The organism is Corynebacterium sp. HMSC08A12, from assembly GCF_001807485.1.
Lineage (GTDB): Bacteria > Actinomycetota > Actinomycetes > Mycobacteriales > Mycobacteriaceae > Corynebacterium > Corynebacterium evansiae.
The window spans coordinates 43,282-67,489 of record NZ_KV789178.1 but is presented as its reverse complement, the minus strand read 5'-3'; the positions used below and the strand labels follow the sequence as shown (position 1 = coordinate 67,489).

The 24,208-nt window shown below is 62.0% G+C and carries 25 protein-coding genes; 6 read left to right on the top strand and 19 right to left on the bottom strand.

Annotation, left to right across the window (positions count from 1 at the left end):
* Positions 1–2 precede the first annotated feature (2 nt).
* Positions 3–1,121 carry an o-succinylbenzoate synthase gene (locus HMPREF3166_RS05545; protein WP_070488072.1) on the bottom strand — a complete coding sequence of 373 codons (1,119 nt, stop codon included), beginning with the start codon at positions 1,119–1,121 and terminating at the stop codon, positions 3–5.
* Positions 1,122–1,165: 44 nt separating this feature from the next.
* On the opposite strand from HMPREF3166_RS05545, the gene HMPREF3166_RS05540 reads away from it, so the two are divergent.
* The gene (locus HMPREF3166_RS05540; protein WP_070488070.1) at positions 1,166–2,128 is read left to right on the top strand and encodes a 1,4-dihydroxy-2-naphthoyl-CoA synthase; all 963 of its coding nucleotides are present in this window, start codon (positions 1,166–1,168) and stop codon (positions 2,126–2,128) included.
* A gap of 657 nt (positions 2,129–2,785) precedes the next feature.
* Here HMPREF3166_RS05540 and HMPREF3166_RS05530 read toward each other — a convergent pair.
* The 3 genes from HMPREF3166_RS05530 to HMPREF3166_RS05520 form a co-directional block, all read right to left on the bottom strand.
* The gene (locus HMPREF3166_RS05530; protein ID WP_049048929.1) at positions 2,786–4,063 is read right to left on the bottom strand and encodes an ABC transporter permease; all 1,278 of its coding nucleotides are present in this window, start codon (positions 4,061–4,063) and stop codon (positions 2,786–2,788) included.
* A complete protein-coding gene (locus tag HMPREF3166_RS05525; RefSeq protein ID WP_049048927.1) occupies positions 4,056–4,847 on the bottom strand; it encodes an ATP-binding cassette domain-containing protein in 792 nt (263 codons plus the stop codon). The genes HMPREF3166_RS05530 and HMPREF3166_RS05525 overlap by 8 nt, the downstream gene beginning before the upstream one ends.
* Positions 4,848–5,032: 185 nt before the next feature.
* Positions 5,033–5,974 (bottom strand): RluA family pseudouridine synthase, encoded by a 942-nt coding sequence (locus tag HMPREF3166_RS05520; protein WP_049048926.1) that lies wholly within the window; start codon positions 5,972–5,974, stop codon positions 5,033–5,035.
* An 81-nt stretch (positions 5,975–6,055) separates the two neighbouring features.
* Between HMPREF3166_RS05520 and HMPREF3166_RS05515 the strand changes: the two genes are divergently transcribed.
* From HMPREF3166_RS05515 to HMPREF3166_RS05500, 4 genes are all read left to right on the top strand, one after another.
* Complete coding sequence (locus tag HMPREF3166_RS05515; protein WP_070488066.1) at positions 6,056–7,030, top strand: DoxX family protein; 975 nt, start codon at positions 6,056–6,058, stop codon at positions 7,028–7,030.
* Positions 7,031–7,237: 207 nt separating this feature from the next.
* Positions 7,238–7,603 carry a hypothetical protein gene (locus HMPREF3166_RS05510; protein ID WP_070488064.1) on the top strand — a complete coding sequence of 122 codons (366 nt, stop codon included), beginning with the start codon at positions 7,238–7,240 and terminating at the stop codon, positions 7,601–7,603.
* Positions 7,604–7,675: 72 nt separating this feature from the next.
* Entirely contained in the window at positions 7,676–8,992 is a 1,317-nt protein-coding gene (locus HMPREF3166_RS05505; RefSeq protein ID WP_070488062.1) for an AMP-binding protein, read from the top strand.
* 132 nt (positions 8,993–9,124) lie between these two features.
* The gene (locus tag HMPREF3166_RS05500) at positions 9,125–10,021 is read left to right on the top strand and encodes a 1,4-dihydroxy-2-naphthoate polyprenyltransferase (protein ID WP_070488060.1); all 897 of its coding nucleotides are present in this window, start codon (positions 9,125–9,127) and stop codon (positions 10,019–10,021) included.
* A gap of 42 nt (positions 10,022–10,063) precedes the next feature.
* On the opposite strand, the gene HMPREF3166_RS05495 is transcribed toward HMPREF3166_RS05500, so the two are convergent.
* Both HMPREF3166_RS05495 and HMPREF3166_RS05490 read right to left on the bottom strand, forming a co-directional pair.
* Positions 10,064–10,756 carry a hypothetical protein gene (locus tag HMPREF3166_RS05495; RefSeq protein ID WP_035002990.1) on the bottom strand — a complete coding sequence of 231 codons (693 nt, stop codon included), beginning with the start codon at positions 10,754–10,756 and terminating at the stop codon, positions 10,064–10,066.
* Between the two features lie 19 nt (positions 10,757–10,775).
* Positions 10,776–11,123 carry a DUF4229 domain-containing protein gene (locus HMPREF3166_RS05490; protein ID WP_005292092.1) on the bottom strand — a complete coding sequence of 116 codons (348 nt, stop codon included), beginning with the start codon at positions 11,121–11,123 and terminating at the stop codon, positions 10,776–10,778.
* Between the two features lie 84 nt (positions 11,124–11,207).
* Between HMPREF3166_RS05490 and HMPREF3166_RS05485 the strand changes: the two genes are divergently transcribed.
* Positions 11,208–11,585: a hypothetical protein gene (locus HMPREF3166_RS05485; protein WP_246816935.1), complete on the top strand. Its 378-nt coding sequence runs from the start codon at positions 11,208–11,210 to the stop codon at positions 11,583–11,585.
* Here the strand turns inward: HMPREF3166_RS05485 and HMPREF3166_RS05480 are convergent, their stop codons facing one another.
* From HMPREF3166_RS05480 to HMPREF3166_RS05420, 13 genes are all read right to left on the bottom strand, one after another.
* Positions 11,586–12,647: a phosphotransferase family protein gene (locus HMPREF3166_RS05480; protein ID WP_049048914.1), complete on the bottom strand. Its 1,062-nt coding sequence runs from the start codon at positions 12,645–12,647 to the stop codon at positions 11,586–11,588. It abuts the gene before it with no gap.
* A gap of 4 nt (positions 12,648–12,651) precedes the next feature.
* Positions 12,652–13,527: a glucose-1-phosphate thymidylyltransferase RfbA gene (gene rfbA, locus HMPREF3166_RS05475; protein WP_049048912.1), complete on the bottom strand. Its 876-nt coding sequence runs from the start codon at positions 13,525–13,527 to the stop codon at positions 12,652–12,654.
* Complete coding sequence (gene rfbC / locus HMPREF3166_RS05470; protein WP_070488056.1) at positions 13,527–14,222, bottom strand: dTDP-4-dehydrorhamnose 3,5-epimerase; 696 nt, start codon at positions 14,220–14,222, stop codon at positions 13,527–13,529. Before rfbC ends, rfbA begins: the two co-directional genes overlap by 1 nt.
* A gap of 55 nt (positions 14,223–14,277) precedes the next feature.
* A complete protein-coding gene (locus tag HMPREF3166_RS05465) occupies positions 14,278–15,045 on the bottom strand; it encodes an iron ABC transporter ATP-binding protein (protein ID WP_011274197.1) in 768 nt (255 codons plus the stop codon).
* Complete coding sequence (locus HMPREF3166_RS05460; RefSeq protein WP_070488054.1) at positions 15,042–16,100, bottom strand: iron chelate uptake ABC transporter family permease subunit; 1,059 nt, start codon at positions 16,098–16,100, stop codon at positions 15,042–15,044. Before HMPREF3166_RS05460 ends, HMPREF3166_RS05465 begins: the two co-directional genes overlap by 4 nt.
* Positions 16,100–17,101: an ABC transporter permease gene (locus HMPREF3166_RS05455; RefSeq protein WP_035002979.1), complete on the bottom strand. Its 1,002-nt coding sequence runs from the start codon at positions 17,099–17,101 to the stop codon at positions 16,100–16,102. Before HMPREF3166_RS05455 ends, HMPREF3166_RS05460 begins: the two co-directional genes overlap by 1 nt.
* Before the next feature lie 92 nt (positions 17,102–17,193).
* Positions 17,194–18,189, bottom strand: a complete 996-nt coding sequence (locus HMPREF3166_RS05450; RefSeq protein ID WP_049048907.1) for a siderophore ABC transporter substrate-binding protein — start codon at positions 18,187–18,189, stop codon at positions 17,194–17,196.
* A gap of 114 nt (positions 18,190–18,303) precedes the next feature.
* The gene (locus HMPREF3166_RS05445) at positions 18,304–19,425 is read right to left on the bottom strand and encodes a dTDP-glucose 4,6-dehydratase (RefSeq protein ID WP_070488052.1); all 1,122 of its coding nucleotides are present in this window, start codon (positions 19,423–19,425) and stop codon (positions 18,304–18,306) included.
* 1 nt (position 19,426) lies between these two features.
* On the bottom strand, positions 19,427–19,798 hold the full coding sequence (locus tag HMPREF3166_RS05440; protein WP_049048903.1) for a cupin domain-containing protein: 372 nt from the start codon (positions 19,796–19,798) through the stop codon (positions 19,427–19,429).
* Between the two features lie 48 nt (positions 19,799–19,846).
* The gene (ccsB, locus tag HMPREF3166_RS05435) at positions 19,847–20,959 is read right to left on the bottom strand and encodes a c-type cytochrome biogenesis protein CcsB (RefSeq protein ID WP_070488050.1); all 1,113 of its coding nucleotides are present in this window, start codon (positions 20,957–20,959) and stop codon (positions 19,847–19,849) included.
* A 91-nt stretch (positions 20,960–21,050) separates the two neighbouring features.
* The gene (locus HMPREF3166_RS05430; RefSeq protein ID WP_070488048.1) at positions 21,051–22,709 is read right to left on the bottom strand and encodes a cytochrome c biogenesis protein ResB; all 1,659 of its coding nucleotides are present in this window, start codon (positions 22,707–22,709) and stop codon (positions 21,051–21,053) included.
* Between the two features lie 92 nt (positions 22,710–22,801).
* On the bottom strand, positions 22,802–23,599 hold the full coding sequence (locus HMPREF3166_RS05425; protein ID WP_070488047.1) for a cytochrome c biogenesis CcdA family protein: 798 nt from the start codon (positions 23,597–23,599) through the stop codon (positions 22,802–22,804).
* Entirely contained in the window at positions 23,600–24,208 is a 609-nt protein-coding gene (locus HMPREF3166_RS05420) for a TlpA disulfide reductase family protein (RefSeq protein ID WP_080722656.1), read from the bottom strand.

Sequence of the window (24,208 nt, the reverse complement as noted above, 5' to 3'; positions counted from 1 at the left end):
ATCTACCTTCCGCCCGCTAGGTAGCTATAAGCCGCACGCAGGCGGTCCAGCCACCAATCACGCCGCTTGCCGGTAAGGCGGAACTCCGCCAGCCGGTCGGCATCGGGGGTTACAGCGCCGGTGTGCATGCGACCATCGACGATCCGCCGCTCTGCGAGGTCGTGTTCAAAGAGCGTGCCGGTGGCCAACCCGGCGGCGTTGGGTTCAGCGACCATGCCGTCGTCGTCGATGTGCACCAGGCTGGCGGCGGCCTGCAAACCCGCGCCGAGGCCCACTGCGGTATCCAGAGCCGAACTCACCGTGATGGACACGCCGCGTTGCGCGACCTCGCTGGCCACCCGGCGGAGCTGATCCACGCCCCCGAGCGGCGGCACCTTGAGCACGGCAACGTCGCACGCCCCCGCGTCGGTAACCTCCTTGACCGCTGTGATCGGATCCGCGCTCTTACGGATGGCCTCGTCGGCAGCAACGCGCACAAACAATCCCCGCCGCATGAGGCTCTGGCGCACCTCCGCCAGCTCGGCGACGGTGCGGCAGGGCTGCTCCACATAATCCAGCGGACCGTCGGCGGCGAGGGTTTCTACGACCTCCAGGGCTTGCTGAACTGTCCAGCCACCGTTGGCGTCCATACGGATCTTCGGGGCACGAATCCCCTGGTCCGCATACCACTGCCGAACCGCACGGACGCGCTGAACGTCCTGGCGCATGCTGGCGGCCGGGTCGTTGGCCAGGGCGGTCTTCTCCGCGACTTTGACCTTCACAGTGGTGCAGCCCGGGTAGCGTGCCATGAGCTCGCCGATGATCCCCGGTTGGGCGTCTACGTCCACCGCGGGGATGGTCGCGTTGACGGCCACCCACTCGTCAGTGGGGACTGAACCGCTAGTTCCATAGCCGTACTGGATCGCCGAACGCAGCCACAGGGAAGCCTCGGCCGGCTCGTATTCCGGGAAGGGTGCGAACTCGGCCCACTGGGACGGGGCGTCAATAAGAAGGGCCTCGCGTACAGTCACGCCACGGAAGGGCACCCGCATCGGCAGGGCAACCACGTCCGCGCGCTCGAGTAACTCGGCGAGCGACGGCAGCGGGAAAGACAAGTGAGAAGACGGGGCGGAACTGTTCATACTTCCTACCTTGCCAAAAGCGGCCGGCCGATAGAATGGCGGGCATGACTGATTCCAGCAACAACCCCTTCAACCCCGAGCTGTGGCGCCCGGTCGATGTGCCGGGCGTAGACAGCTTCACGGACATCACCTACCACCGCCACGTCGGCGAGGGGCGCGCCAACGGCATCGTGCGCATCGCCTTCGACCGCCCCGAGGTCCGCAATGCCTTCCGCCCGCACACCGTCGATGAGCTGTACCGGGCACTGGACCATGCGCGCCGCACCCCGGACGTGGGCACCATCCTGCTGACCGGTAACGGGCCTTCCCCGAAGGACGGCGGCTGGGCGTTTTGCTCCGGCGGCGACCAGCGCATCCGCGGCCGTTCCGGTTATCAGTACGCCACCAGCCACGATTCGGACGTCGCCGCCGCTGGCGCAGAAGGAGTGGACGAGGCTCGTGCGAAGGTGGAGGGCGGCCGCCTGCACATCCTGGAGGTGCAGCGCCTGATCCGCACGATGCCGAAGGTTGTGATCTGCCTGGTCAACGGCTGGGCTGCCGGTGGCGGACACAGCCTGCACGTCGTGTGCGACCTGACCCTGGCCTCCCGCGAGCACGCGAAGTTCAAGCAAACGGACGCCGACGTCGGTTCCTTCGACGCAGGCTATGGCTCCGCGTACCTGGCCAAGCAGGTGGGCCAGAAGTTTGCCCGCGAGATCTTCTTCCTCGGCGAGGCCATCGACGCTGAAACGATGCACCAGATGGGTGCCGTCAACCGGGTGGTGGATCACGCGGATCTGGAGGACACCGCCATCGAATGGGGCCGCAAGATCAACACCAAGTCCCCCACCGCGCAGCGCATGCTGAAGTTCGCCTTCAACCTAACCGACGATGGGTTGATGGGCCAGCAGGTCTTCGCAGGTGAGGCTACGCGCCTGGCCTACATGACCGACGAGGCCGTAGAAGGCAAGGATGCCTTCTTAGAGAAGCGCGAGCCGAACTGGGACGACTTCCCGTACTACTACTAACCAAGGCAGTCCGGGGCTCTCTAAGACAAGTCTTCTTTGACAATTCTGCGCCCTTGGCGAAGCCCGCCTGTCGTCCAATGACTCAGGACGCACAGCAGCAAAGCAAGAACTGAAGTGAGTACGACATGCGGCTCCGTGGGCGCGGGTATCAGCCGAGAGTCCGCTAGAGGGACTAAAGAACGGTAGGCAGGCATAAACCCCTGAATTGCGATACAAGCCGCATAGAAGCCCAGGGAGCTAACTCCCGCCCAGTAGGGACCAATCCACGGTGATAACCCGAGAGTCACCGATGCTACAAGGGTGCTGCTTGTCAGCATCATCAACACTACGATGTTGGCAGGGTAAATTCTCAATAGCTGGCCCATTGCCACCGCCGCCACAAGCCATATACCCACGAAGGTGACGCACAGGGAAAACAATGCAACCCCTCGTGCACGAAAGGAACTGCCTTCCCATTGAGCACTTAGAGGTTCAATCAAAACTGCCGCCACAGTACTCAAAAGTAGGAAGACCAACTCCATGTAGAGCACGTATTTAGGCTCATATACCGTGTCCCAGTTCACTTGAAATCCACCATCGCCAACCAAGACAACTGCAAACACTGCCAGGAGGGAGGCCCCCACAACCCAACCCAGCCTTCGGGTCTGCCAACCGTACTTAAGAAGCTGCATTGGTACCGCCAGAATAACTGCAGGTACTCAGTTCTTTACTGTGTTCCTGCACGATCATTTCCATCTGAACGTCATTAAACTGTCGCTCTTTAGGAAGGTCTGGTTCGCTACTAAAAGTTTCACGGGCCGTGACGGGAACCCTGGACAACAGCCAGTCGTTAACTTCGAAAGAAGTGTTGACAGCAGACTCGGAGGATTCCGGTCCACACACTAGAACCCCGGAAATAGCTTCGATCAATAAAGCACCAAAACGAGATCCTTGACCAGGCTTAAGCTCTACAATTCCAACGCCAAAAGGCAAAGGCTTCGCTGTATCTACCAGGGACGAATCTTTCATTTCATAGAAACCCGCCCTCGACCTCCCTGCAACATCATCGACTGCATTGAGCGAGGTTCTAATTCTTGCTAATTCGGGCTGATTCTCCTCGTGCACACACACTGTGCGCTCACCGACTACCTCACAGACCTGTTTTTCTCTGGCAGAGGCAGAATACTCAAAAACCTCCACGGGGTCGGCAGGCGAAACCAAAGCAATGATAAACACGGCAATGGGGGCAGCCAAGGACATAGTCACTCTAGAAATGACACCCCGAGACCTCGTAGCGCCAGCACTATAGAGAGCAAAAACCAAGATCACTATAAAGACAAGCCCCAACAGTAATTGCCGGTTCAGCCAACTATCTGAATAAATGAAACTAGGTAGCTTCTCAGCCGGAAGTATCGGAATAAACCGCAAGGTCGAAAATCCATTAACTGCAGACATGGGAAGCACTGCGAGAAGGGCAACCACAATCAGGGATACTTTCAGATCAGCAGAAAGGTAGCCAATGACATGACCAACAAACACCGAAAAAACAATCGACCCTAAGATGGCCAGGTACAGTTTAAACTCCGGTGTTCCACCCCCAGCTGTTGCAATAGCAAATCCGAAGCAGATAAGCAGTACGGCAACAACGCTAACTATAGACACCGCTAACCACGTTAATGTTGTCCAGATAGACTGCCCGTAAGGGCTAACTCGAGTTCCTGCCATAGTGCTTATCCGCCCCGGAGAGTGCCCGAGGACTTGCAGCACCGCAGCTATCCCGCCTACGAGTGGCATCACAACGACAAGTGAGTTCGACAAGTTCGACTCAATAAGACCCCACTGCTGATAGGGAGCCTTCAACAACTCAAGTTGAAAGAGGACTTCCGTTAAGGTAATTACAACGGCACCCGCAAGCATGATCCAACCGAGGGAAGACCGAGCATACAATCTAATCATGCTTCGGACCCTCCCCATTCTGGGATCGCAGGCTCTGAACCAAGTCCGAGTATCCAGCTTCAAACTCAGTTCCATATCGAAGGTCATCGCTGGTAGCAAGACCCTCTCCCATACCCTCGAGCGACCCGGAGTACAGGAGCTGCCCCTCTGCTATGACCCATACATCATCAGCCAGATACCGAAGATCTTCCATATGGTGGGTAGAAATAAGGACAAGCCTGTCATCGCTAGCAGCGTCGGCAATGCATTTCCGCATTAGCATTCTCGATTCCGGATCCAACCCCGTAGTGGGCTCGTCGAGAATCATTACCTCCGGCTCGTGTACAAGAACGCACGCGAGTCCAAGCCGTTGCCGTTGTCCACCCGAGAGCGCACCAGCCTTCAGCACTTGCTGCTCATTCAGACGAACAACATCAAGCGAATTTTCCACGGCACGATTAAGTTGCTTCCCCGTTAGACCATTAACCCATCCAACATATTCAACAGTGTCTTTGACACACATCCCGGGAACAAACGTGAAACGCTGCGGTAAGTAGCCAATGGAAGAGTTTCTCTGATACTCATCCATCGTTTTCCGCCCATGCTCTGTCACCAGGTAGACCGAACCCTTCGGGGATTTCAACCGACCAGTGACAATATTCAGCAAGGTACTCTTACCGGAACCATTCGGCCCCAAGATACCCGTAACACCTTCATTAAAAGTTCCAGTAATGGAGCGCAACACTGGCTTCTTACCAAAGATCTTCCTATACGAGAAGCTCAGTTCTTCTATTGACAGTTTCATGCGTCGGAACTCAACCTCATAGGAAAGTTAGCAACGCACACCGCGATCTCCTTGCCTCTTATCAACATCGGGGCAGCAACTCCACCCTCAAAGGCATTAAATCCCAACAAGGCTGAGGCATCAATAAGATAAGTAAACCTAGCCACTTTTGGGGGCAAAATTGATTGGGTATGAACACCCCTCCACTAGCCGCGCAGCTTATTCCACGCCGGGGGCATCGGGGCGTGCACATCCAGCACCTCGCCATCCGGCAGCGGCACCACCAGCCTGCAGGCGTGCAGCATCAGCATCCGCACCCCCTTCTCCCCGGCCGCCCGGTTAGCGGCGGGGTTCCCGTAGCGAGAGTCCCCGATGATCGGGTGGCCCAGGTGCTGCAGGTGAACGCGGATCTGGTGCTTGCGCCCTGTCAGCAGCTGCACCTCCACAAGGGTGCCCGCAGTTCCCCACGGTTTCTTCACCCACATCTTCGTTTCCGCCCGCTGCCCGGCGCGACGGTCCACTACCGTGGCCGCCCCGGTTTTGCGCAGTGGCACCTCTATCCGTTGCGGCTGCCTGCCGGTCCCTTTCACCCCACCGGCAACCACCGCCAGGTAGTAGCGCTGGATGTCCTCCCCGCCGGTACGCAGGAGCTCCTGCAGGTGCCGCAGCATCTTCGAGTTCTTGGCTACTATCAGTAGCCCGGAGGTTTCCTTATCAAGCCGGTGCGCCAGCTCTAGTTCCTTTTCCTTCGGCCGTAACACGCGCAGCGCCTCGATCACCCCAGCCTTGACCCCGCTGCCCACGTGCACGGCGATGTTGGCGGGCTTATTCACAACGAGCAGGTCGCCGTCTTCAAAAACGATATGCCGGGACAGCCTGCGGGCCAATTGTTCCGCCGCCTTGCGATCCCCCGTTGGCGTCGGTTTCTCCGCGGCGACTTCCAGGGCGGGCAAGCGAACCTTGTCGCCGGCAACGGTGCGCTGGTCGGGTTTGCACTTGGCGCCGTTGACGGTGATCTGCTTGGTGCGCATCAGGCGGAACAGCACCGTGGCGGGTACGCCCTTGACCTGCGAGCGGATGTACTTATCCAGGCGACGATCCGCCTGTGAGTCGCTCACGATCAGGGTCTGAGGTTCGGAATGATTCATGGTGGCTCTGGCCTCTATCTGTAGCAGATTGACCTGCCACAAGCCCGGCCATGCCACCGCTAAGTTGGTAGCGTTAGCGACATGAATATTTTTAAAGATGTTTGCATCACGATTTCCCGCATCCTCGTGGGCATCGTGCTGATCGCCCACGGTTGGCAGAAGTACGATTCCTGGACTATCGACGGCACGGCACAATCCTTCGAGTCCATGAGCGTGCCGTGGCCAAACGCTTCCGCGCAGATCGCCACCTACTTCGAGCTCGCCGCGGGCGTGCTGCTGATCCTCGGCCTGCTGGTCCGGATCGTCGGCCCACTGCTGTTTATCCAAATGGCCTTCGCTTTTGGCTTCGCTCACTGGGGCAAGGGTGTCTTCGTCGCCGATGGCGGCTGGGAGCTCGTCGGGGTTCTGGGCGCGGCGGGCCTCGCCCTGGCCGCATCCGGCTCGGGTCGCTTTAGCTTGGACTATCTCTTTATGACGCCCGTACGTGCCCGCAAGGAACGTAAGGAGAAGGCAGCGCAGGAGGCCAACGATAGCTATACTCCCGCAGCCGCGCCTGCCGGAGCGGCTGGAGCCCCGAACGCAACTCCGAATGCAGCTCCGAATACTGGCCAGAGCCCGTACGGCAGCTATGGGTCCGCCAACCAGGGCTCTAACTTCCAGGGCTCCAATTACCAGGGTTCTAATTTCCAGGGCTCGCCCGCGCAGGCCCCCAACAACCAGAGTTCCAACTTCTGGGGCAACAACCAGGGCAATAAGTCCCAGAACAGTAAACCCTGGAACAATCGAGGAAACGACGGCTACGCTGGCTACACCATCGGTGGCACGGACAACGCTGGCAGTGCTGGCGCCGCTGGCGTTGCCGGTGGCGCCGGTGCGGCGGGCATGACGAACGGCAGCGACGCTGATGCCCCTACCACCCAGTGGAACAGCGACCAGAGCGGTGGCCCCTCCAACAACAACAGTTTTGGCGGCTTCTCCAGCTCCGGTTCAGATTCCGGCTCGGACAGCGGCTCCAGCGGTGGAGACGGCGGCGGAGATGGCGGCGGTGGCGACTAAAAGCCACAGGCCACCCACGCCCTGCATCTGAGCAGCACACACTACCCCGCAGGAGGGCAGAAACCCTCCTCCGCGGGGTTTTGTTTTTAAGTTCTCTAAACCCAAATAAGGTGGGTAGAAAAAATGCTTGACTTTTCCAACAATTGTTGATTACCCTATGTTTTAATATTGCAAATCCACGGATATTGAGGAAGGAGAGAGCGCATCATGTTCAACCCATTTAGTCAGCTCCGAGCAAAGCTCTGGACGACCGACACCACCGAGGGGCCCGACCCGGCAGCCCCCGACGCGACCAATGCCCCCGATGTCGCCGATGCGCTCCCCCTCCCCGAGGAGTACCGCATCTACCTCGAAGCCAACCGTGACCTCCCTACCCCCTTTTTGAACGCTTTGGATACTCGCAGCCCCTCTTACCTCGACATCATCGCCTACCTCATCGACACCGGAAAGACTCCCGCTACGCGCCAGGACGTGCAGGCCAGCTTCCTCGCCGTACACAAGCGTCTTCCCGGCCCGGCGGAGCTGGAATCCACCGTGAAACGAGTCCAGGAGTTTGGCCTAGAGGCCAGCTAGCCTCAGACTCTCGCTACCCGAACCGGAGATGACCGGATCAGACTGCCCGAGCCGGCTTGTACATTGGTCAGCATGACCGGAAACTCTTCCCTCGTCCCCCTTCAACCGACCGTCATCAGCGCGGCCTCGCCCGAGCTTTTCGCCACCTCCCTGGAGGCTCTAGAGCGGCTGCTCGCGGGGGAAACCTCCATCCTTCCCCTCCCCGCAGATTGGCAACAAACTTGCCCCGACCTGCCGGAACAAATGCGCGCGGGGAGTTCTTTGGAGAAAGACCTGGTGGCGCCCGGCACACTCATCGCCTGCACCTCTGGTTCCACGGGCACACCGAAGGGTGCGGTGCTCGGGTCGCAGCAGCTCGCCACTAGTGCGGACGCCACAGCCTCCTTCATTGAGCGCCATTATCAAGCGCAGCCGGGGGCGTGGCTACTCACACTTCCGGCCCATCACATCGCAGGACTGCAAGTGATGCTACGCAGTCTGCGGGCGGGCTACACTCCCCTGGCCGCCGCGCACCTGCAAGCTCAGCGCCCGCACGCCGGCGCGCGCTTCACCGCAGCGGGCTTCATCGCAGACACAGAAGCATTGGCGGAAACCTACCCGGACGTGGACCTCTACACCTCCCTCGTACCCGCACAGCTGGAAAGAATCGCTGAAGACCCCGCCGCCGTTAAAGCACTGAAACGCTACGCCTGCGTGCTGGTGGGTGGCGCGGCGGCGCGTGAGGGCGTCATAAAAAAGATGGCCGAGGAAGGAGCACAGATCGCGCTGACCTACGGCTCCAGCGAGACGGCGGGCGGGATGGTGTACAACGGCCAACCCCTGCCGGGCGCGCAGGTGCGGATCGACGGCGCGGACGAGCGCGGGGCCGGGCGCGTGCGGATCAGCGGGCCGATGGTGGCGGACGGGTATCGCAACGTGGATTCGGCGGAGGCGTTTCCGGTGGCAGGTGAGTTCGTGACTTCCGACATCGGAGTTGTGGACGGCGGCGAAGAGTCAGGCGGCACGCTGCGGATTCTCGGGCGCGCCGACGGGGCCATCAACACCGGCGGCTACAAGGTGCTCCCAGAAGAGGTGGAAAAGGCCATCTGCCAGCAGGTTCCAGGAGTCGAGGCTGCCTTTACGGCAGGCGTGGAGGATCCCAAGTACGCGGAGTTCGGCGAGTCAATCGGGGCGCTGGTAGTACTGCGAGAGGCTGGCAACGGCGCGGCCGAGCACCCCCGCGAAGTGACCGACCTGGTGCGCGAGGCAATGCGCGGGCAGGCGGGGCCAAGTCTGATTCCCAGGCGTGCCTGGGCTATCCGCGAGATGCCGACCACTGGGCCGGGCAAGACCGACCGGCAGCAAGCCGCCGCGATGCTGGACGAGCTCTACGGGCAGCCGCACTCGTAAACGCCCCGGCACCTACACACCCCAGCACCTACGAGCTTGGGTCCCGGCGCCTACGGACTAGACTGAAGAGGTTTGCGGCACCCCATACTCGCGGGCGCCGCTCCCCAGTGCGAGCCCCAAGAAAGGCGGACCATGACTTCCACCCCCAGGCAGTATCCCGGCGCGACCCCGGCCCAGTGGCTGGAGGGAGCGCGCCCGCACACCTGGGCAAACGCCGTTGCCCCGGTGCTGGCTGGCACCGCGGCGGCCACCCTGGCGGGCGAGGCAAACCCCCTGCGGGCCGTACTGGCCGGGGTTGTAGCCCTGGCGATGATCGTCGGCGTGAACTACGCCAACGACTACTCCGATGGCATCAAGGGGACGGACGATGACCGCTCCGGCCCACTGCGCCTAACCGGCAGTGGACTCGTGGAGCCGAAGAGGGTCAAGCACGCGGCATTCGCCTCCTTCGGCGTGGGAGCGGTCGCCGGCATCGCATTAAGCTTGCTGAGCGCCTGGTGGCTGGTCCTCGTCGGCGCAGCCTGCATCGCGGGCGCATGGTTCTACACCGGCGGCAAGAACCCCTACGGCTACCGAGGTCTGGGCGAGGTTGCGGTGTTCGTGTTCTTCGGCCTGGTCGCGGTGCTGGGAACGGAATTCACCCAGACCGGCAGCGTGAGCTGGCTCGGCCTGCTGCTGGCCATCGCCGTCGGCAGCCTATCCAGCGCCGTGAACCTAGCCAACAACTTGCGGGACATTCCTACTGACGCCGCCACCGGTAAGATCACCCTGGCCGTTCGCCTGGGGGACGCAAACACCCGCCGCCTGTGGGTGGGGCTTGTTTCCCTGGCGGTAATCGTCACTATCGCCATCAGCATCGGCCACTGGTGGGGGCTTATCGCCCTGCTGGCGGTTCCACTATTCGTGGTGGCAGCCCGCCCGGTGACCGGCGGCGCGGAGGGCCGGGCGCTGATTCCCGTGCTGGGCATGCTGGGCCGCGGAATGCTGCTGTGGTCGGTACTGGAGTTTGCCGCCGCCCTGCTGGCCTAAGCTGGGTAGTCCCCTGCTGATCCAGGCAGAGCTAGCTTTGGGCTACGCGGGAGCCGGGCCGAAGTCCACCCCGTGGAATCGGACATTGTCCGCGATCTGCTGGGTCAGGCCGTCCCGCCAAGCCATGGGAACGGCGGAGCCCAACTTGAAGGTCACCCCGATCGCATCGACCTCGTAGATTCCTCGCGGCAAGCTCGGCACTGCTGCCTCCACCTGCACCGATTGGATGCGGTACACATCCAACGCAGACTGCGTCGGTACGCCAGGGCGACCGGGGCTACCGGGGCGGAGCACCACCTGAAGTGCAAACTCCCCATCCAAGACCCCGGCACTGCGCGTCCACTGATCGGCAAGCTCGGGGCCGAGCCCCACCGACTCCGGCCCCGCACTTTGGTAACGAGTGCTGATCACGTTCACCCGCGCAATGTCGCTCCATGGGATTCTTATGGCTGCATCCCCCACCCCCGAATCGTCCACGACAAGCGCCGGGTTGATCGTCGTACTGGAAGTAGCCCGCGCATTGACCTGTCGCTGGCTGGTGTACCAGCCAAACATCGCAAGCCCCACCAGGGCGAGGGCTACCAGCGGAATCAGAGTCTTCTCGACCACCATCATGGCCACGCACCCCGCAACGAGAGCAACGAAGAGCAGGCCAATAGCCAGCCCGCCGAGCTGCTTGCCCCGCTGTGTTCGCGGGTTTACCCACACCACAACGTCCTGGGGTCTGCCATACATGGCAGTCAGTTTAATCGCCTTAGTCGTCCAGGCGCTCGCGCAATTGGTTACGCAGCTCCTGCTTGTGGGCCTGCCTATCGGCATCCCACGCCGCCACCTGCCGGGTCACCCGCAACCGCAGGCCCTTGAACATGAACATCGACAACGGCAGAGCCAGGATCAGCGCCAACGTCATGCTGATCAGCAGCGGGAAGTAGTTCGCCATTCCCAGCAACACCACAACCATGTGGATGATGAACGTCAGCACCAGGAACAAAACCAGGCGTAAGAAACCGTAGAGCGCAATGTCGCGTACAGCCTTGCCCTTGTCGACCGACGGGTTCTTGTCTTCCGTCGTGTCCTTTGCCTTCACATCATCTTTAGCCACGCCCCCAACACTACGTTCACCCCCTGGATAACCGGTAATCACCGGCTGGAAGTGAGCGCGGGTGAATCCTCTATGCTGGAAGCCATGGGTCGCCTTGTTTTGCTCATCTTGATCATCGTCACCATCGTGCTGCTGTGGAAGGCATTCGGTCCACAGACCTGGGGGAATGGGTCGCCGTTGAGGCGAAAGGGCGTCAATAGTAAACAAGAAGGGCTAAGCCACAAGGGGCCGGACGACGACCCGGACTTCCTGTGGAACATCGAGAAAGAGCGCTTCAAGAAGCGCCGCGCGCAGGAGGCCAAAGACGCGGAAGAGGCCGAGCGGAAGCGCCGCCAGGAGCTCCGTGAACAGCAGCAACGCGAGGCGCGCGGCGACAAGCGCAGCGAGAACACCCGCGACGAGCAGAGGCCGAATGGTCCGGAGAACTCGGACGGCCCGGACGCTCCAAAAGACGGAGAATAGCTAGAGCAGCTCCACGCGCGGCGAACGGCCCGTGCGGTAGTGGTCGATAAGCAGGAAGATGTTGTCCCAGTCCTTGTAGACCTCCGCGCGGCGCAGCACGCCCGTATCCTCGGCGCTCTCGGAAGTGCGGCCACCATCCGGCGCACGGTACAGTGGCCCCGGCATCGGCTGCGGCACACCCGGCACAACGGGGGCTTGTCGGCGCTGCTCGTGCTGGATAATAGCCTGTTCGTAAACCATTTTCGGCAGCTCCGGGGCGATGCCCGCGAAGTGCGCATAGTCCAAGGCAGGATCGCCGACGGTCATGTCGGAAAAGTCGATCACACCCACGCCGCCTTCGGCGTTCCACAGCATGTGGTCCTCGTGCAGCTCCCCGTGGGTTAGAGCGCGCTGCTGCTCCGGACGGGAGATCATCTCGTCCACCTGCGCAAACACGCGCTCCACGAACTCCGCCTCTGCAGCGCTCAGATGAGGGGCCAGGATCGTTTCCGTGCGGGACTTCATCAGCTCCAACTTGCCCGGCAGGGTGCGCGGGGCGTGGTTCAACTCGCTGGTCGCCTCTCCGTCGGTCCACCAGGAATCCACGCGGCTCATCGGCAGCACATCCGGGTCGAAGGCGTGCATCGTGGCCAGCAGGCTGCCCAGCTGCTCGGCCACCCACGCGCGCTGGCTAGTGGACAGCGTTTGCCAGAGCTCGGCGGTCAGCGGTTCGCCCAGCAGCTCGGTCTGCATGGTCAGCATCACGGGCTCGGCGGTGTTGAACGTCCCCCGCGCGTAAGCCTGCCGTACTGTCCCCGGCACCCGCACCTTGGTGCGGCGGAAGAGCTGCGCGATCAGCGAGGATTCCAGCATCGCCTGTTCCCGGTATTCCTTCTCGAAGGGCACGCGCACCACGACGGACTCGGGAAGCATGTCGTTGAGTTCATACTCCTTTGAGTGCAGCCCGTCCAGGATCAATACTGCGTGGTCGATCCCCTGCTTCGGCACTCGCTGGCCGGTCCATTCCAGGTCGCGCCAGGTGCGCGCCACCATCTCTGGGATGCTCTCGATTGAAATAGCCACTTGTCTACCGCTCTTTCCCACGCTTCAGAAGCCCGCTGAGGTACTGACCGTAGGCGCTCTTGCCCAGTTTGCGCGCGGACTCCCCCAGCTCCACATCGTCAATGTAGCCCAGGCGCCACGCGACTTCCTCCGGGCAGCTGATCTTCAGGCCCTGCCGTTGCTCGACAGCGCGGACGAAGTCGCCGGCGGCGGCCAGGTCGTCCACCGTTCCCGTGTCCAGCCAGGCGGTACCGCGCGGCAGCACCTCCACATGCAGGCGCCCCTCCGCCAGGTAGCAGCGGTTGATGTCCGTGATCTCCAGCTCGCCGCGCTCGCTGGGTTCCAGCGACTTGGCGATCCGCACCACGTCATTGGAGTAAAAGTACAGGCCGGGAACTGCATAGTTGGACTTCGGCTCCGCGGGCTTTTCCGCCAAGCTCAGGGCCGTGCCTTCGCGGTCGAACTCCACCACTCCGTATGCCTCGGGTTCGGCCACCCAGTAGGCGAAGATCGCCCCGCCGTCGGGGTTGTGGAAGCGCCGCAGCTGGGTGCCCAGGCCAGTGCCGTAGAAGATGTTGTCGCCCAGCACCAGGGCCACCGCGTCGTCGCCGATAAAGTCCTCGCCCACAATGAAGGCTTCCGCCAGGCCATTCGGTTGGTCCTGCACCGCGTAGCTGATCTGCACGCCGAACTGCGAGCCGTCGCCCAGCAGCCCGCGGAACTGCTGCGCATCCGCTCCCGTGGTGATCACCAGGATGTCGCGAATGCCCGCCAGCATCAGAGTCGTCAGCGGGTAGTAGATCATCGGCTTGTCGTACACGGGCACCAGTTGCTTGGAAATGCCCTGCGTAATCGGCCACAGCCGCGAGCCGGTTCCCCCGGCCAGAATGATGCCCTTCATCAGTCGGCCTGCTCCCACTCGTCGGCGGCCTGCAGCGCCTCGGCCCAGTCGGCGCGTAGTTGTGCCTCCCATGCCCGCACCTCGCGGTATTCGGGCAGACGGTCGCGCACCTCGCTCAAGCTTGGCGCCGAATCGTCCTTGGTGGATAGTACGGCTTGTTCCTTAGTGACGCCCCAGGCTACAGCCAGTTCCGCATCAAACGGGTCGATACCGTATTCCCTCTGTGGGTTGTATGCCTCGGTGACCAGGTAGTTCACGGTCGTCTGGTCGGTGTGTGCGCGGAATCCGTGGCCCACGCCCAGGGGCACGTAGACGCTGAAGTTATTCTCCGCAGACAGCTCCACGGTGATGTGCTGGCCGAACGTCGGCGAGCCCACGCGCACATCCACCAACACATCCGTAATCGCACCGGAAAGGCAGCTGACGAACTTCGCCTGCCCCGGCGGCACATCCGCCAAGTGAATGCCCCGGACCACGTTGCGGGAGGAGCGCGAAAGGTTCCCCTGGGCCACCTCGAAGGGGTAGCCCAGCTTCTCGCCGAAAGCCTCCGCCTTGAAGCTTTCGTGGAAACTGCCGCGCTCGTCGCCATGCACCTTCGGCACATAAGCCCAGGCGCCGGGGATGGGGAGATCCACAATGCTGCCCGGTTCAGCGGTTGCCAGTAGCTCGTCGGTGCGCGGGGTGGTTTCACTCATGGTTTCTACTTTAGCGGCGCTGCCGGACAACCAACGGCAAGGTTGTGCGGCGAGCTTAGAAGTAGCAGGCCATCGGCCCATCGGGGCCGTCGACGACGGTCACGGGGGTGTCAAAGATGTCGGTCAGAATCTCATCGGTCATGAGCTCCTCCGGGGTGCCGAAGCGCACGATCTGTCCGTCCTTGACGGCACAGATGTTGTCCGAGTACTTCGCCGCGAAGTTAATGTCGTGCAGCACCACAATGATGGTGCGGCCAAACTCCGAGGCCGCTCGGCGCAGGTGCTTCATCATCTGCACCGCGTGGGCGATGTCCAGGTTGTTCAGCGGCTCGTCCAGCAGCACATAGTCGGTCTCCTGGCACAGCACCATCGCCACATAAGCGCGCTGCCGCTGCCCGCCGGAGAGCTGATCCAGATAGCGGTTCTCCAGCTCGCGGAGGTTGAAGAAGTCGATATAGGTGGAAATGATCTCCTCGTCCTTCCGCGTCAACCTTCCCTTCGAGTACGGGAAGCGGCCGAAGCCCACCAGCTGTCGGACCGTCAGGCGGGTGACGAAGTGGTTCTCCTGCCGCAGGATCGACAGCACCTTCGCCAGGTCCTTGGACTTCGTGGTGCTCACATCAAAGCCCGCGACCTCGATGGTGCCCTCGTCCAGATCCAGCAGTCGCCCCATCATGGTGAGCAGGGTGGACTTGCCCGCGCCGTTGGGGCCGACCAGGGAGGTCACTCCCCCGGCGGGGATCTCCAGGTTCGCCGGACCGATGCTGGCTCCGGAGCCGGAGGCGTCACTATATTTCTTAGTGACTTCGGACAGCTTGATCACAGTCGACCCTTTCTAAGAATGACGTAGAGGAACACCGTACCGCCGACCAGCTCAATGATGATCGAGACCACGCCTTGCGCGTAGAAGATGTGATTCATCACGAAGTACGCGCCCGCCAGCACGCAGAAGGCCGTGGCAATGGCCATCGGGAAGACGTAGCGGTGGTCGGAGGTGCCCGCGAACTGGTAGGCCAGCGTGGCCACCAAGAATCCCAGGAAGGCCATCGGGCCAACCAGCGCGGTAGAAACAGCCATCAGGACTGCGACCAGGATGAGCACCATGATCGACTTGCCCCGGTGGTTAATACCCAGGTTCGTTGTCGCATCCGGCCCCAAGGCCAGCACGTTGAGAGTGCGGGACATCAACAGCAGCGCGCCCGCGGCCACGGCAACCAGCACGATAGAAATCGGAAAGTACTCCGGCTCCGCGTTATTCACCGACCCGAACAGGCGGGCGGTCAGCAGGTCGAAATCGCTGGGCGTCAATAGGCGCTGCATGAAGGTAGACACCGACCCCAAACCTGCCCCGATAACAATGCCGACCAGCAACATCGCGTGCATGTTCGCGTTCTTGCCGGTGAGCAGCCAGGAATACAGCAGCAGCGCGAAGCCGACCATGAGCACCAGCTGGATGATGTAGGTGGTCATGGTGCGGGCCTCCACCAGACCGCTGCCGCCCAGGAAGAACACGGTGGAGGTGTGGATGGCCACGTACAGCGACTCGAACCCCATGATTGACGGGGTGATGATGCGATTATTCGTCACCGTCTGGAAGGCCACCGTGGCCACAGCCTGGGCAACCGCGACGATGGCGATGGCGATTACCGCGTTCATGCGGCGCTCCGCCAGCAGCCAGAAGCCGCGCGTGCCGAAGGGCATCGGGTTGCCATAGGCCAGCAGCCCCACCGCGGAAGCCGCGCCCAGGACAACGATGATGCCGAGGGCTAGCCAGTACTTCGCCGCCATCGACTGCGTGGGGAACGCGCCTGAGGAGCGGCCGGGCGTGCTCGAGAGCAAACGCTGCGGCACCAGCCGCTCGAGGGTTTGGTTCGTCATTAGCGGTTCCTCACAATCAGCACGACAAAGACCACAGCGCCGACGATGCCCAGCACCACGGAAACGGGGATCTCGAAAGGCGAGATCAGTGTGCGGGCCAGCAGGTCACAGGCGGCGACGGTTGCGATGCCCACCAGGCACACCCACGGCAGGTTACTGCGCAGGTCGTCGCCGCGGATCATCGAGACGATGTTCGGCACGATCAGCCCCAGGAAGGGCAGGTTACCGACCACGACCGTCACCACGCCCACGGCGATGGCGACCATGATGGTGCCTACCAGCACGATCCGGCGGTAGTTCATGCCCACACTCGTGGCGAAGTCCTCGCCTAGACCAGCCAGGGTCAGACGGTCGGCCAGCAGGAACACGCCCACCACGACCAACAGCACTACCCACAGCACCTCGTACTGGCCCTTGTAGACCGAGGTGAAGCTACCGGCGAACCACACGCCCAGCTGCTGCAGCATGTCCGTCTGCAGTGCCACAAAGGTGGAGACTGCAGAGACGACCGCGCCCAGCATGATTCCCACGATCGGCACGATCAGCGAGGAGCGCAGCGATACGCGCTGCAGGAAGAAGAAGAACACCATCGCGCCGACAAAGGAGAACACGACGGCGCCGACCATCCGCCCCATCACAGTCGCACCGGGGAAGACGACCATCACGAACAGCAGGCCCAAACCCGCCCATTCGGTGGTGCCGGTGGTGGTCGGTGAGACGAAGCGGTTCTGCGTGAGCATCTGCATCACCAGTCCGCACATAGCCATCGCCGCGCCCGCCAACACCAATGCGATGGTGCGCGGGACGCGGGTGATGGAGAACATGTCGATGCCATCTTGCGCGTTGAAAACATCGTATTCGCCGATCAACAGACTGCCGACGAGAAGCGCCCCTACAACCGCTGCGGCGACCAGGAACTTCCAGTCGACGAGTTTTCCCCGGGTACGCGCAACCCGAGGTTCATTGCGAACCTCGGGTGACGTAGTGCTCTGAGCAGTCATTCCAGCTGGTCAATTCACTTTCTATAGCGTTGTGCGGTGCTGTACCGCGGCAATGCGCGGTGCTGCACGGCGGTGCGCAGTATTCGCGCTTTTTACTTCCCTTCGAAGGCGTCTGCCAGGGAGTTCAGGATCTCGGTGTAGGTCGTGATCGACTCGTTGATGTACGTATCCTGCGGTGCCACGAGCACGCGATCCTCCTTCAGCGCCGGCACACCCTTCAGCGCATCGGCGCGCTTGATCACGTCTGCCGCCGGGGAGTAATCCGGCTTGTCCGCGTTGATGGCACCGTCGCGGTCCATCACCAGCATCCAGTCCGGCTTCGCATCTGCGATTGCCTCGACGGAGATGTCATCGCCCTCGTGGTTGCTGGAGGCGTTGTCGACCTCCAGTGCCGGGTCCATGCCCAGCCAGTCGAACACGGGACCCCACACGCGGCCGATGTGCGGCGCAACGTAGCCGATTTCGCCGCCGGAGACGTTGACGGCCATGACCTTCTTGTCGCCATCCAGCTTGTCGTAGGCCTTCTTCGCGCGATCCTTCGCATCGTTGAAGTCCTGCACCATCTTGTCGGCTTCGTCCTTCTTGTCGAAGATTTCACCCAGGGTGGTGATCTGGCGGATCAACTCCTCGTCCATCGGCTTATCCTCGCGGGGCTCCAGCTCCACGACGGCCGCATCCGGGACCAGTTCCTTGATCTCATCGTCGCGGTCCTTGAAGCGCTGGCCGCTGATCACCAGGTCCGGCTGGGCTGCCACCAGAGCCTCGAAGTCGGGCTCCTTGTGGTTGCCGAGATCCTTGATCTCCTCGTCATCCTTGTAGTCGGTGACGGTCGCCGGAACCAGCTTCTTCGGAGCAGCGGAAAGTTCCACTCCCCACTCGTTGAGAATCTCGAAGCTGCGGTTATCCAGTGCAACCACGGACTTCGGGTTCTTCGGAACCTGCAGTTCGCCGTTGTTGTCCTCGATGGAAATCGTGCTGTCGCTGCTGGACTGGTTGCTCGACGCACCCTCGTCAGCGGAGCCGCAAGCAGCCAGGGACATTCCTGCTGCCACGAGTGCGGCCAGCAGCTTGATGCGATTCTTTGCCATTTTTCCCTTAAAAGATTCAAACTAACTTAGTGTACGGTTAGCCGAACCTTACATAGGCTCCGCTAAGTTAGTCAAGCCTTGCTTAAAAGGGCGGGCACCCACGCGCGGGTGACGCTACGCGGGATCGACCTCTTGTTCGGTGGCGCGGTATTTCTTTTCGGACGCCGCCCTGGACTCAACCCACCACTTCTCATTCTGGCGGTACCATTCCACCGTCTCGGCAAGCCCGGAAGCGAAGTCCGTGAAGCGCGGCTGCCACCCCAGCTCGGCAATGCTGCTGGGATCGATCGCATAGCGACGGTCGTGTCCCGGACGGTCGGTGACGTGCACAAAGTCATCCGCCGGGTGGCCGAACAGCTCCAGCAGGTCGCGCACGACCTGCAGGTTGGAGCGCTCCCCCTCTGCGCCGATGAGGTAGGTCTCCCCCAGTTTTCCGGAATCCAGAATCCTCCACACCGCATCGTTGTGGTCATCCACGTGAATCCAATCGCGGACGTTCTCCCCCGTGCCGTATAGGCGAGGACGGTGCCCCTCGATCAGGCCGGTGATCTGCCGGGGGATGAACTTCTCCGGGTGCTGGCGCGGGCCGTAGTTGTTCGAGCAGTTGGAGATAGTGGCCTTCAACCCCCGCGAACGTACAAATGCGCGGACGAAGTGATCCGCCGCCGCCTTGGAGGCAGAGTAGGGCGAGGAGGGGTTGTACGGGGTATCTACCGTGAAGCGGTTCGGATCGTCCAGGGCGAGATCGCCGAAGACCTCGTCGGTGGAAATGTGGTGCAGGCGCACCCCGAGGTCCGCGGCCGCCTGGGCAACGTTCAGTGTGCCCTCCACATTGCTGCGCGCGAAGATCGCCGGCGTGGCCAGGGAGTTATCGTTGTGGCTCTCCGCCGCGAAGTGTACGACCGCCACCCGGTCGGCAGCGGACTGCTGGGACTCGGCAGCGCCTTTGTTTCCTGCATCCCCTGCGGCTTCGGTAAGCGTAATCGCCCGCTCGAGAGCCTTCCGAAACGCCGAGGCATCCGCCACGTCGCCTTTGATGAACTCCACCCGTCCCGGATAGGCATCCTCCAGCGGGGTGCCGTCGTCAGTGCGCAGATTCAGTGGGTTCGCTGCATACGTGAGGGCGTCAAAAATAAGAACCTTAACGTCCGGCCTGGTCTCGAGCGTGCGATGAACGAAGTTCGCGCCAATAAAGCCAGCCCCGCCGGTAACGAGGACGGTGGAAAAACTGCTCACGTTACTCCCCCGTTAGCAGGATCAGCGTAGCTATTGCCGGAGCATCGCCGAGGCTACGCAGAGCGTGCAGTTGGTGAGCAGGTACATGGATTGCGGTACCTGGGGTTAGCTCTACAATCTCCGGCGTACCTTCAGCTTCCGAACCGGCCCAGACAGTGAATTCGATGCGCCCCTGCTGCCCCATCACCAGAATCGGCTTCGGTGCCTTGTGGTCTGCAAACACGTCGCCTGGCTGGAAGGAGATACGCACCACGCGGGCACCATCGACATTGGCTGCGACCTTAACCTGTGGAACAGCACGACCACCTTCGACGTCCTTCGGGGCAGTGAGGTCCGAAATGAAGGTGTGCTGAGCGGCATTGTGCTCGGTCACGGAGACATCCTTCCTGGATAAAGGCAGAACGGCGAATCTAACGCCAGGCTAGTTCAGGCCGGCGTAGGAGTGCAGGCCGGAGACCACCATGTTGATGAAGAAGAGGTTGAAGACCATCGTGGCGAAGGCGAAGACGTTGATCCACGCAGACTTCGGGCCGCGCCAGCCCGGGGTGGCACGGGCGTGCAGGTAGGCGGCGTAGAGGATCCAGGTGATGAAGGAAACGGTCTCCTTCGGGTCCCAGCCCCAGAAGCGACCCCATGCGGCATCCGCCCAGATGGCGCCGAAAATGATGCCCAGGCCGAAGATCGGCAGTGCCCACACGGCGGTGCGGTAGGCCAGCGCATCCAGCTTGGCGACATCCGGCAACGGGGCGGCTACAGTGCCCAACCAGCCCTTTTCCTCACCCTTCGGGTTCGCGTAGCGCAGCAGGTACATCAGGGAAGCCACGCCGGAGATCAAGCCAATGCCGGCGCCAATAGACACCACGGATACGTGGATGACGAACCAGTAAGACTGCAGCGCCGGTACCACCGGAGCGGTCTCCGCGTACAACTTGGTACCCGCGTAGAACAGCAGGCCGACGACCGGGGTCAGAACCCACGGCCACATGACACGCATCGCCTTGCGGCGGATCATGAGCGCGGCAACGACCATGGCGAACAGGGTGACCACGCCGACGTACTCGAAGAGGTTGCCCCACGGGAAACGGTTGGCGGCCAGGCCACGCAGGATCACGAACACCGCATGGATTGCGATGGCCAACCAGACCAGGGACTGGGTGATCCCGCCGAGCTTGTCGGCGCGGTCCAGGGTCTTGGAGATACTCTCGGAGCGCAGACGCTCCGGCAGTTGTGCCTCGAAGGAGGCGAAGTCGGGCTCGATGTCATCGCCCGTCATCTCACCGGCATCGGCAACATCCGAGTCGGCCGCATTGCCCGCAGCACCTGCGCCTACGGTCACCTTGGTGGTGGAGGCAGCGCGCGCGGAGTGCTCCGCCTGCAGCTTCTTCAGCTCCTCGGCGCGCTGGCGACGACGGTCCGCACCTACGCGGACCATCCCGTAGAAGACCAGGGAGACGGCGAGTGCCAGCAGGTACAGGGACTCTGCGGAGCGGAAGGCCAAGTCGGAGAATTCGGATAGCTGCGGATCGATCTGCATCGAAAATCCTTCTAAAGAAAGTCTTAAATCGCTACAAATTATCAGCTTAGCGCCTGTTCACGCGCTTCCACAATCACCCATTCGGGGTGAATCAACCCCGTGGCGCCAGGTGATCGTCGATGTGGTCCTCCCAGTCGTCGGAATCCACGTCGTACTCCTCGTCCAGGGCCTCTTCCTCCAGCCCCAGCACGCGCTCGGCACGGCGGTTGAATTCGCGGCCCCAGCCGGCGGAGTCAGTGCGGGAAAGGCCGGCGATCTGGATCCGCGTGCCCTCGCCCTCCGGAGTAATGCGCACCCAGAAGCGGCGGCGCTTCACTGCCAGGGAGGCGACCAGCGAGGCCAGCATCAGCACGGCAAACACCAGCACCCAGGTGGTCGTCGGGTCCTTGGAGACCTGCAGGTTCACAAACTCCTTGGCACCGTCGAAGGTGATCTCTGTGCCATCGTCCAGGGCGACGGACTCGCCCTTCTCCAGGTTCACCCGGTCCAGCATCTGCATCTGGCCGGAGTGCAGGGCCTCCGAATCCAGCGCAAAGATGTTCTGGCTGCGCCCGCCATCCAGGCCGGTATCGCCACGGTAGATGTCGATGGCCACCGCGGGATCGCGCATCGCCGGGAAGTTGGAGGAAAGCACCTTTCCATTCGGCCCCGTCCACTCCGCCGATGGCGCGAACAGTCCCTGCAGGGAGATCTGGTTTTGGCGGCGCTCCTGCAGATCCGGGTACATGCCCGCGGGCGGATCCCAGCGCACTGCACCGGAGGACAGGAAGTACGTCATGTCGTCCGGGCGGAACTGCACGGTCTCGGTGCGCTTCTCCCCGTTCGGCCACTTAATCGTGAACGTCGGGGCATAGCCGTGGCCCTGCAGGTACACGCGGTTGCCCTCGATACGCAGCGGGTGGTTCACCTTCAGCGTCTCGTGCTCCCACTCCTCGGTCGGCTTGAAGGCATCCTCCTTGCCGGCGTAGTCGATGTTGGATTCGAAGCCCACTGCCTGGCCGTTTTGCAGGTAGTCGGCCTTGAAGTCCTTGACGTTTACACAGAAAGGAGTCAGCCCAGTGCCGTCGAACACCGGGCCGTTGCGGAAGGAATCGAAGTTGGAAACTGCGGAGTTGCAGAACTGCGACTGCTCGGTATCCGTGCCGGCCACCACGATGACCTGGCCCTCGTAGTACAGCATCTTGCCCGTCGCCACCGCGATGAGAATGCCCACCAGAGACAGGTGGAATACCAGGTTCGCGGCCTCGCGCAGGTAGCCCTTCTCAGCGGACATGGACCATGCCCCGGCGCGGTCGCTGTCCTTATCGACCTCGTTGACGTTCCAGCCCTTAAACTCCTCGCGCAGGGATTTCTGCACGTCCTCCACCGATTCACCGACGGTTCCGGAGTAGTGGTAGGGCATGCGGTCCAGGCGCTTCGGCGCCGGCGGCGGGGAGGAACGCAAGGCCTTGTAGTGGTCGATACTGCGCGGCAGGATACAGCCGACCAGGGAAATAAACAGCAGTACGTAGATTGCTACAAACCAGGTGGACCCGAAGACATCGAAAAGCTGCAGCTTGTCGAAGACCTCGGCAGTCTTGCCGTTGGCGTCAATATATTCGGCAACCTTGCCCTCGTTGAGCGACCGTTGTGGCAGCAGCGCACCCGGGATCGCAGCCAGCGCCAGCAAGAAAAGCAGCACCAGGGCGGTCTTCATCTTCGTGAGCCACTGCCAGCCCTTCTTCGGCAAGCTCAGGATCGTTTTCAGCATGGTTGCTCTTTCGTACTTTCGCTCTCTCGTTATTATTGACGCCCACTTCTCGGCCGCGACCTTTTCCCTTAAGCCGACGGCAGCGAATCGGCTTAGATCGGCAGGGTCTTATCCGAGATGAATACCTCCCGGATATAGTCCACGAACGTCGCCCACTGGCCGGTGACCAGCAGCAAGCCGACAATGATCAGCAGCGCGCCGCCGATCATCTGGATGGTGCGGGAGTGCTTGCGCAGCCAACCGATACCCGTCAGCGCCTTCGAGGACCCCAGCGCCACGACAATGAATGGTAGCCCGAGGCCCAGACAATAAGCGACGATCAAGATCACACCGCGGGCGGCGGTCATCCCCTGGGTGCCGGCGGATACCGAAATGATGGAGGCCAACGTGGGACCCAGGCAGGGTGTCCAGCCCAGGGCGAACACTCCGCCCAGCAGCGGTGCCCCGGCGATGGTGGTCCAGCGCTTCGGACTGAGGCGCGTGTCGCGCTGCAGAGGGGAAATGAAGCCCATGAACACCACACCCATGGCGATGGTGACCACGCCGCCGATGCGCATCAGCAGGTCCTGGTTCAGCCTCAGCGCGCTGATCACCCCGAAGACCGTGACCGTGGCCAGCACGAACACCACCGTGAAGCCCAGCACGAACAGCAGCGCTGCGGTGGCCACCCGGCCGCGCTTGGCTTTGACCACCGTGCCTTGCTCCGTGTACTCGGTCTCCGCGCCAACAACTCCGGCGAGGTAGGAAATATACCCTGGCACCAGCGGAATCACGCACGGTGAGGCAAAGGAAACCAGCCCCGCGGCGGCGGATACCAGCAACGCGAGCAGTAACGGACCGGCGGCGGCCGTATCCGCGAAGGTCTCTCCGATGGACTCCGCGAGGATCATCTACGCTTCCTCATCCAGCAGCGGCTCGACCTGTTCCCAGAGTTCCTTGTCCGTGATCTCCTTCAGGAAGATGTGGGCCGGACGGTGCTGCTTATCCAACACGATGGTGGTGGGAATAACGGAGGCCGGCACGCCACCCAGCGCCAGGGCGGTCTTGAACGGCGGGTCGTAAATAGACGGGTAGGTGATCCCGTTGTCCTTGACGAAGTCCTGCGGCTTTTCCTTAACGTTGTCGCGCACGTTGATGCCCAGGATGGTGCCGCCGCCATGCTTCTCCAGCTTGTCCTGGACGCGCTGCAGGTCGTCGGATTCGCTACGGCACGGTCCGCACCACTGGCCCCAGGCGTTCAGCACGACTACCTGGCCCTCGAAGTCGGAGAGATTAATGTCATCGCCGCCGTCCAGGTTGGTGCCGGTGAAGTCGGCGACCTCCTTGCGCTCCTCTGGTTCGTAGTGGATGCTGGTCTGCCCGCCGGGGGCGACGAACTCAAAAGTTCCGCCGCTGGCCACAGCATCCTTGCCCGCGGTGCTTTCCTCACCGCAGGCGGTAAGCGCCGCCCCACTGGCGAGCAGAGTTGCCGCGAGCGCTGCCGTTAGCTTCTTACGCAC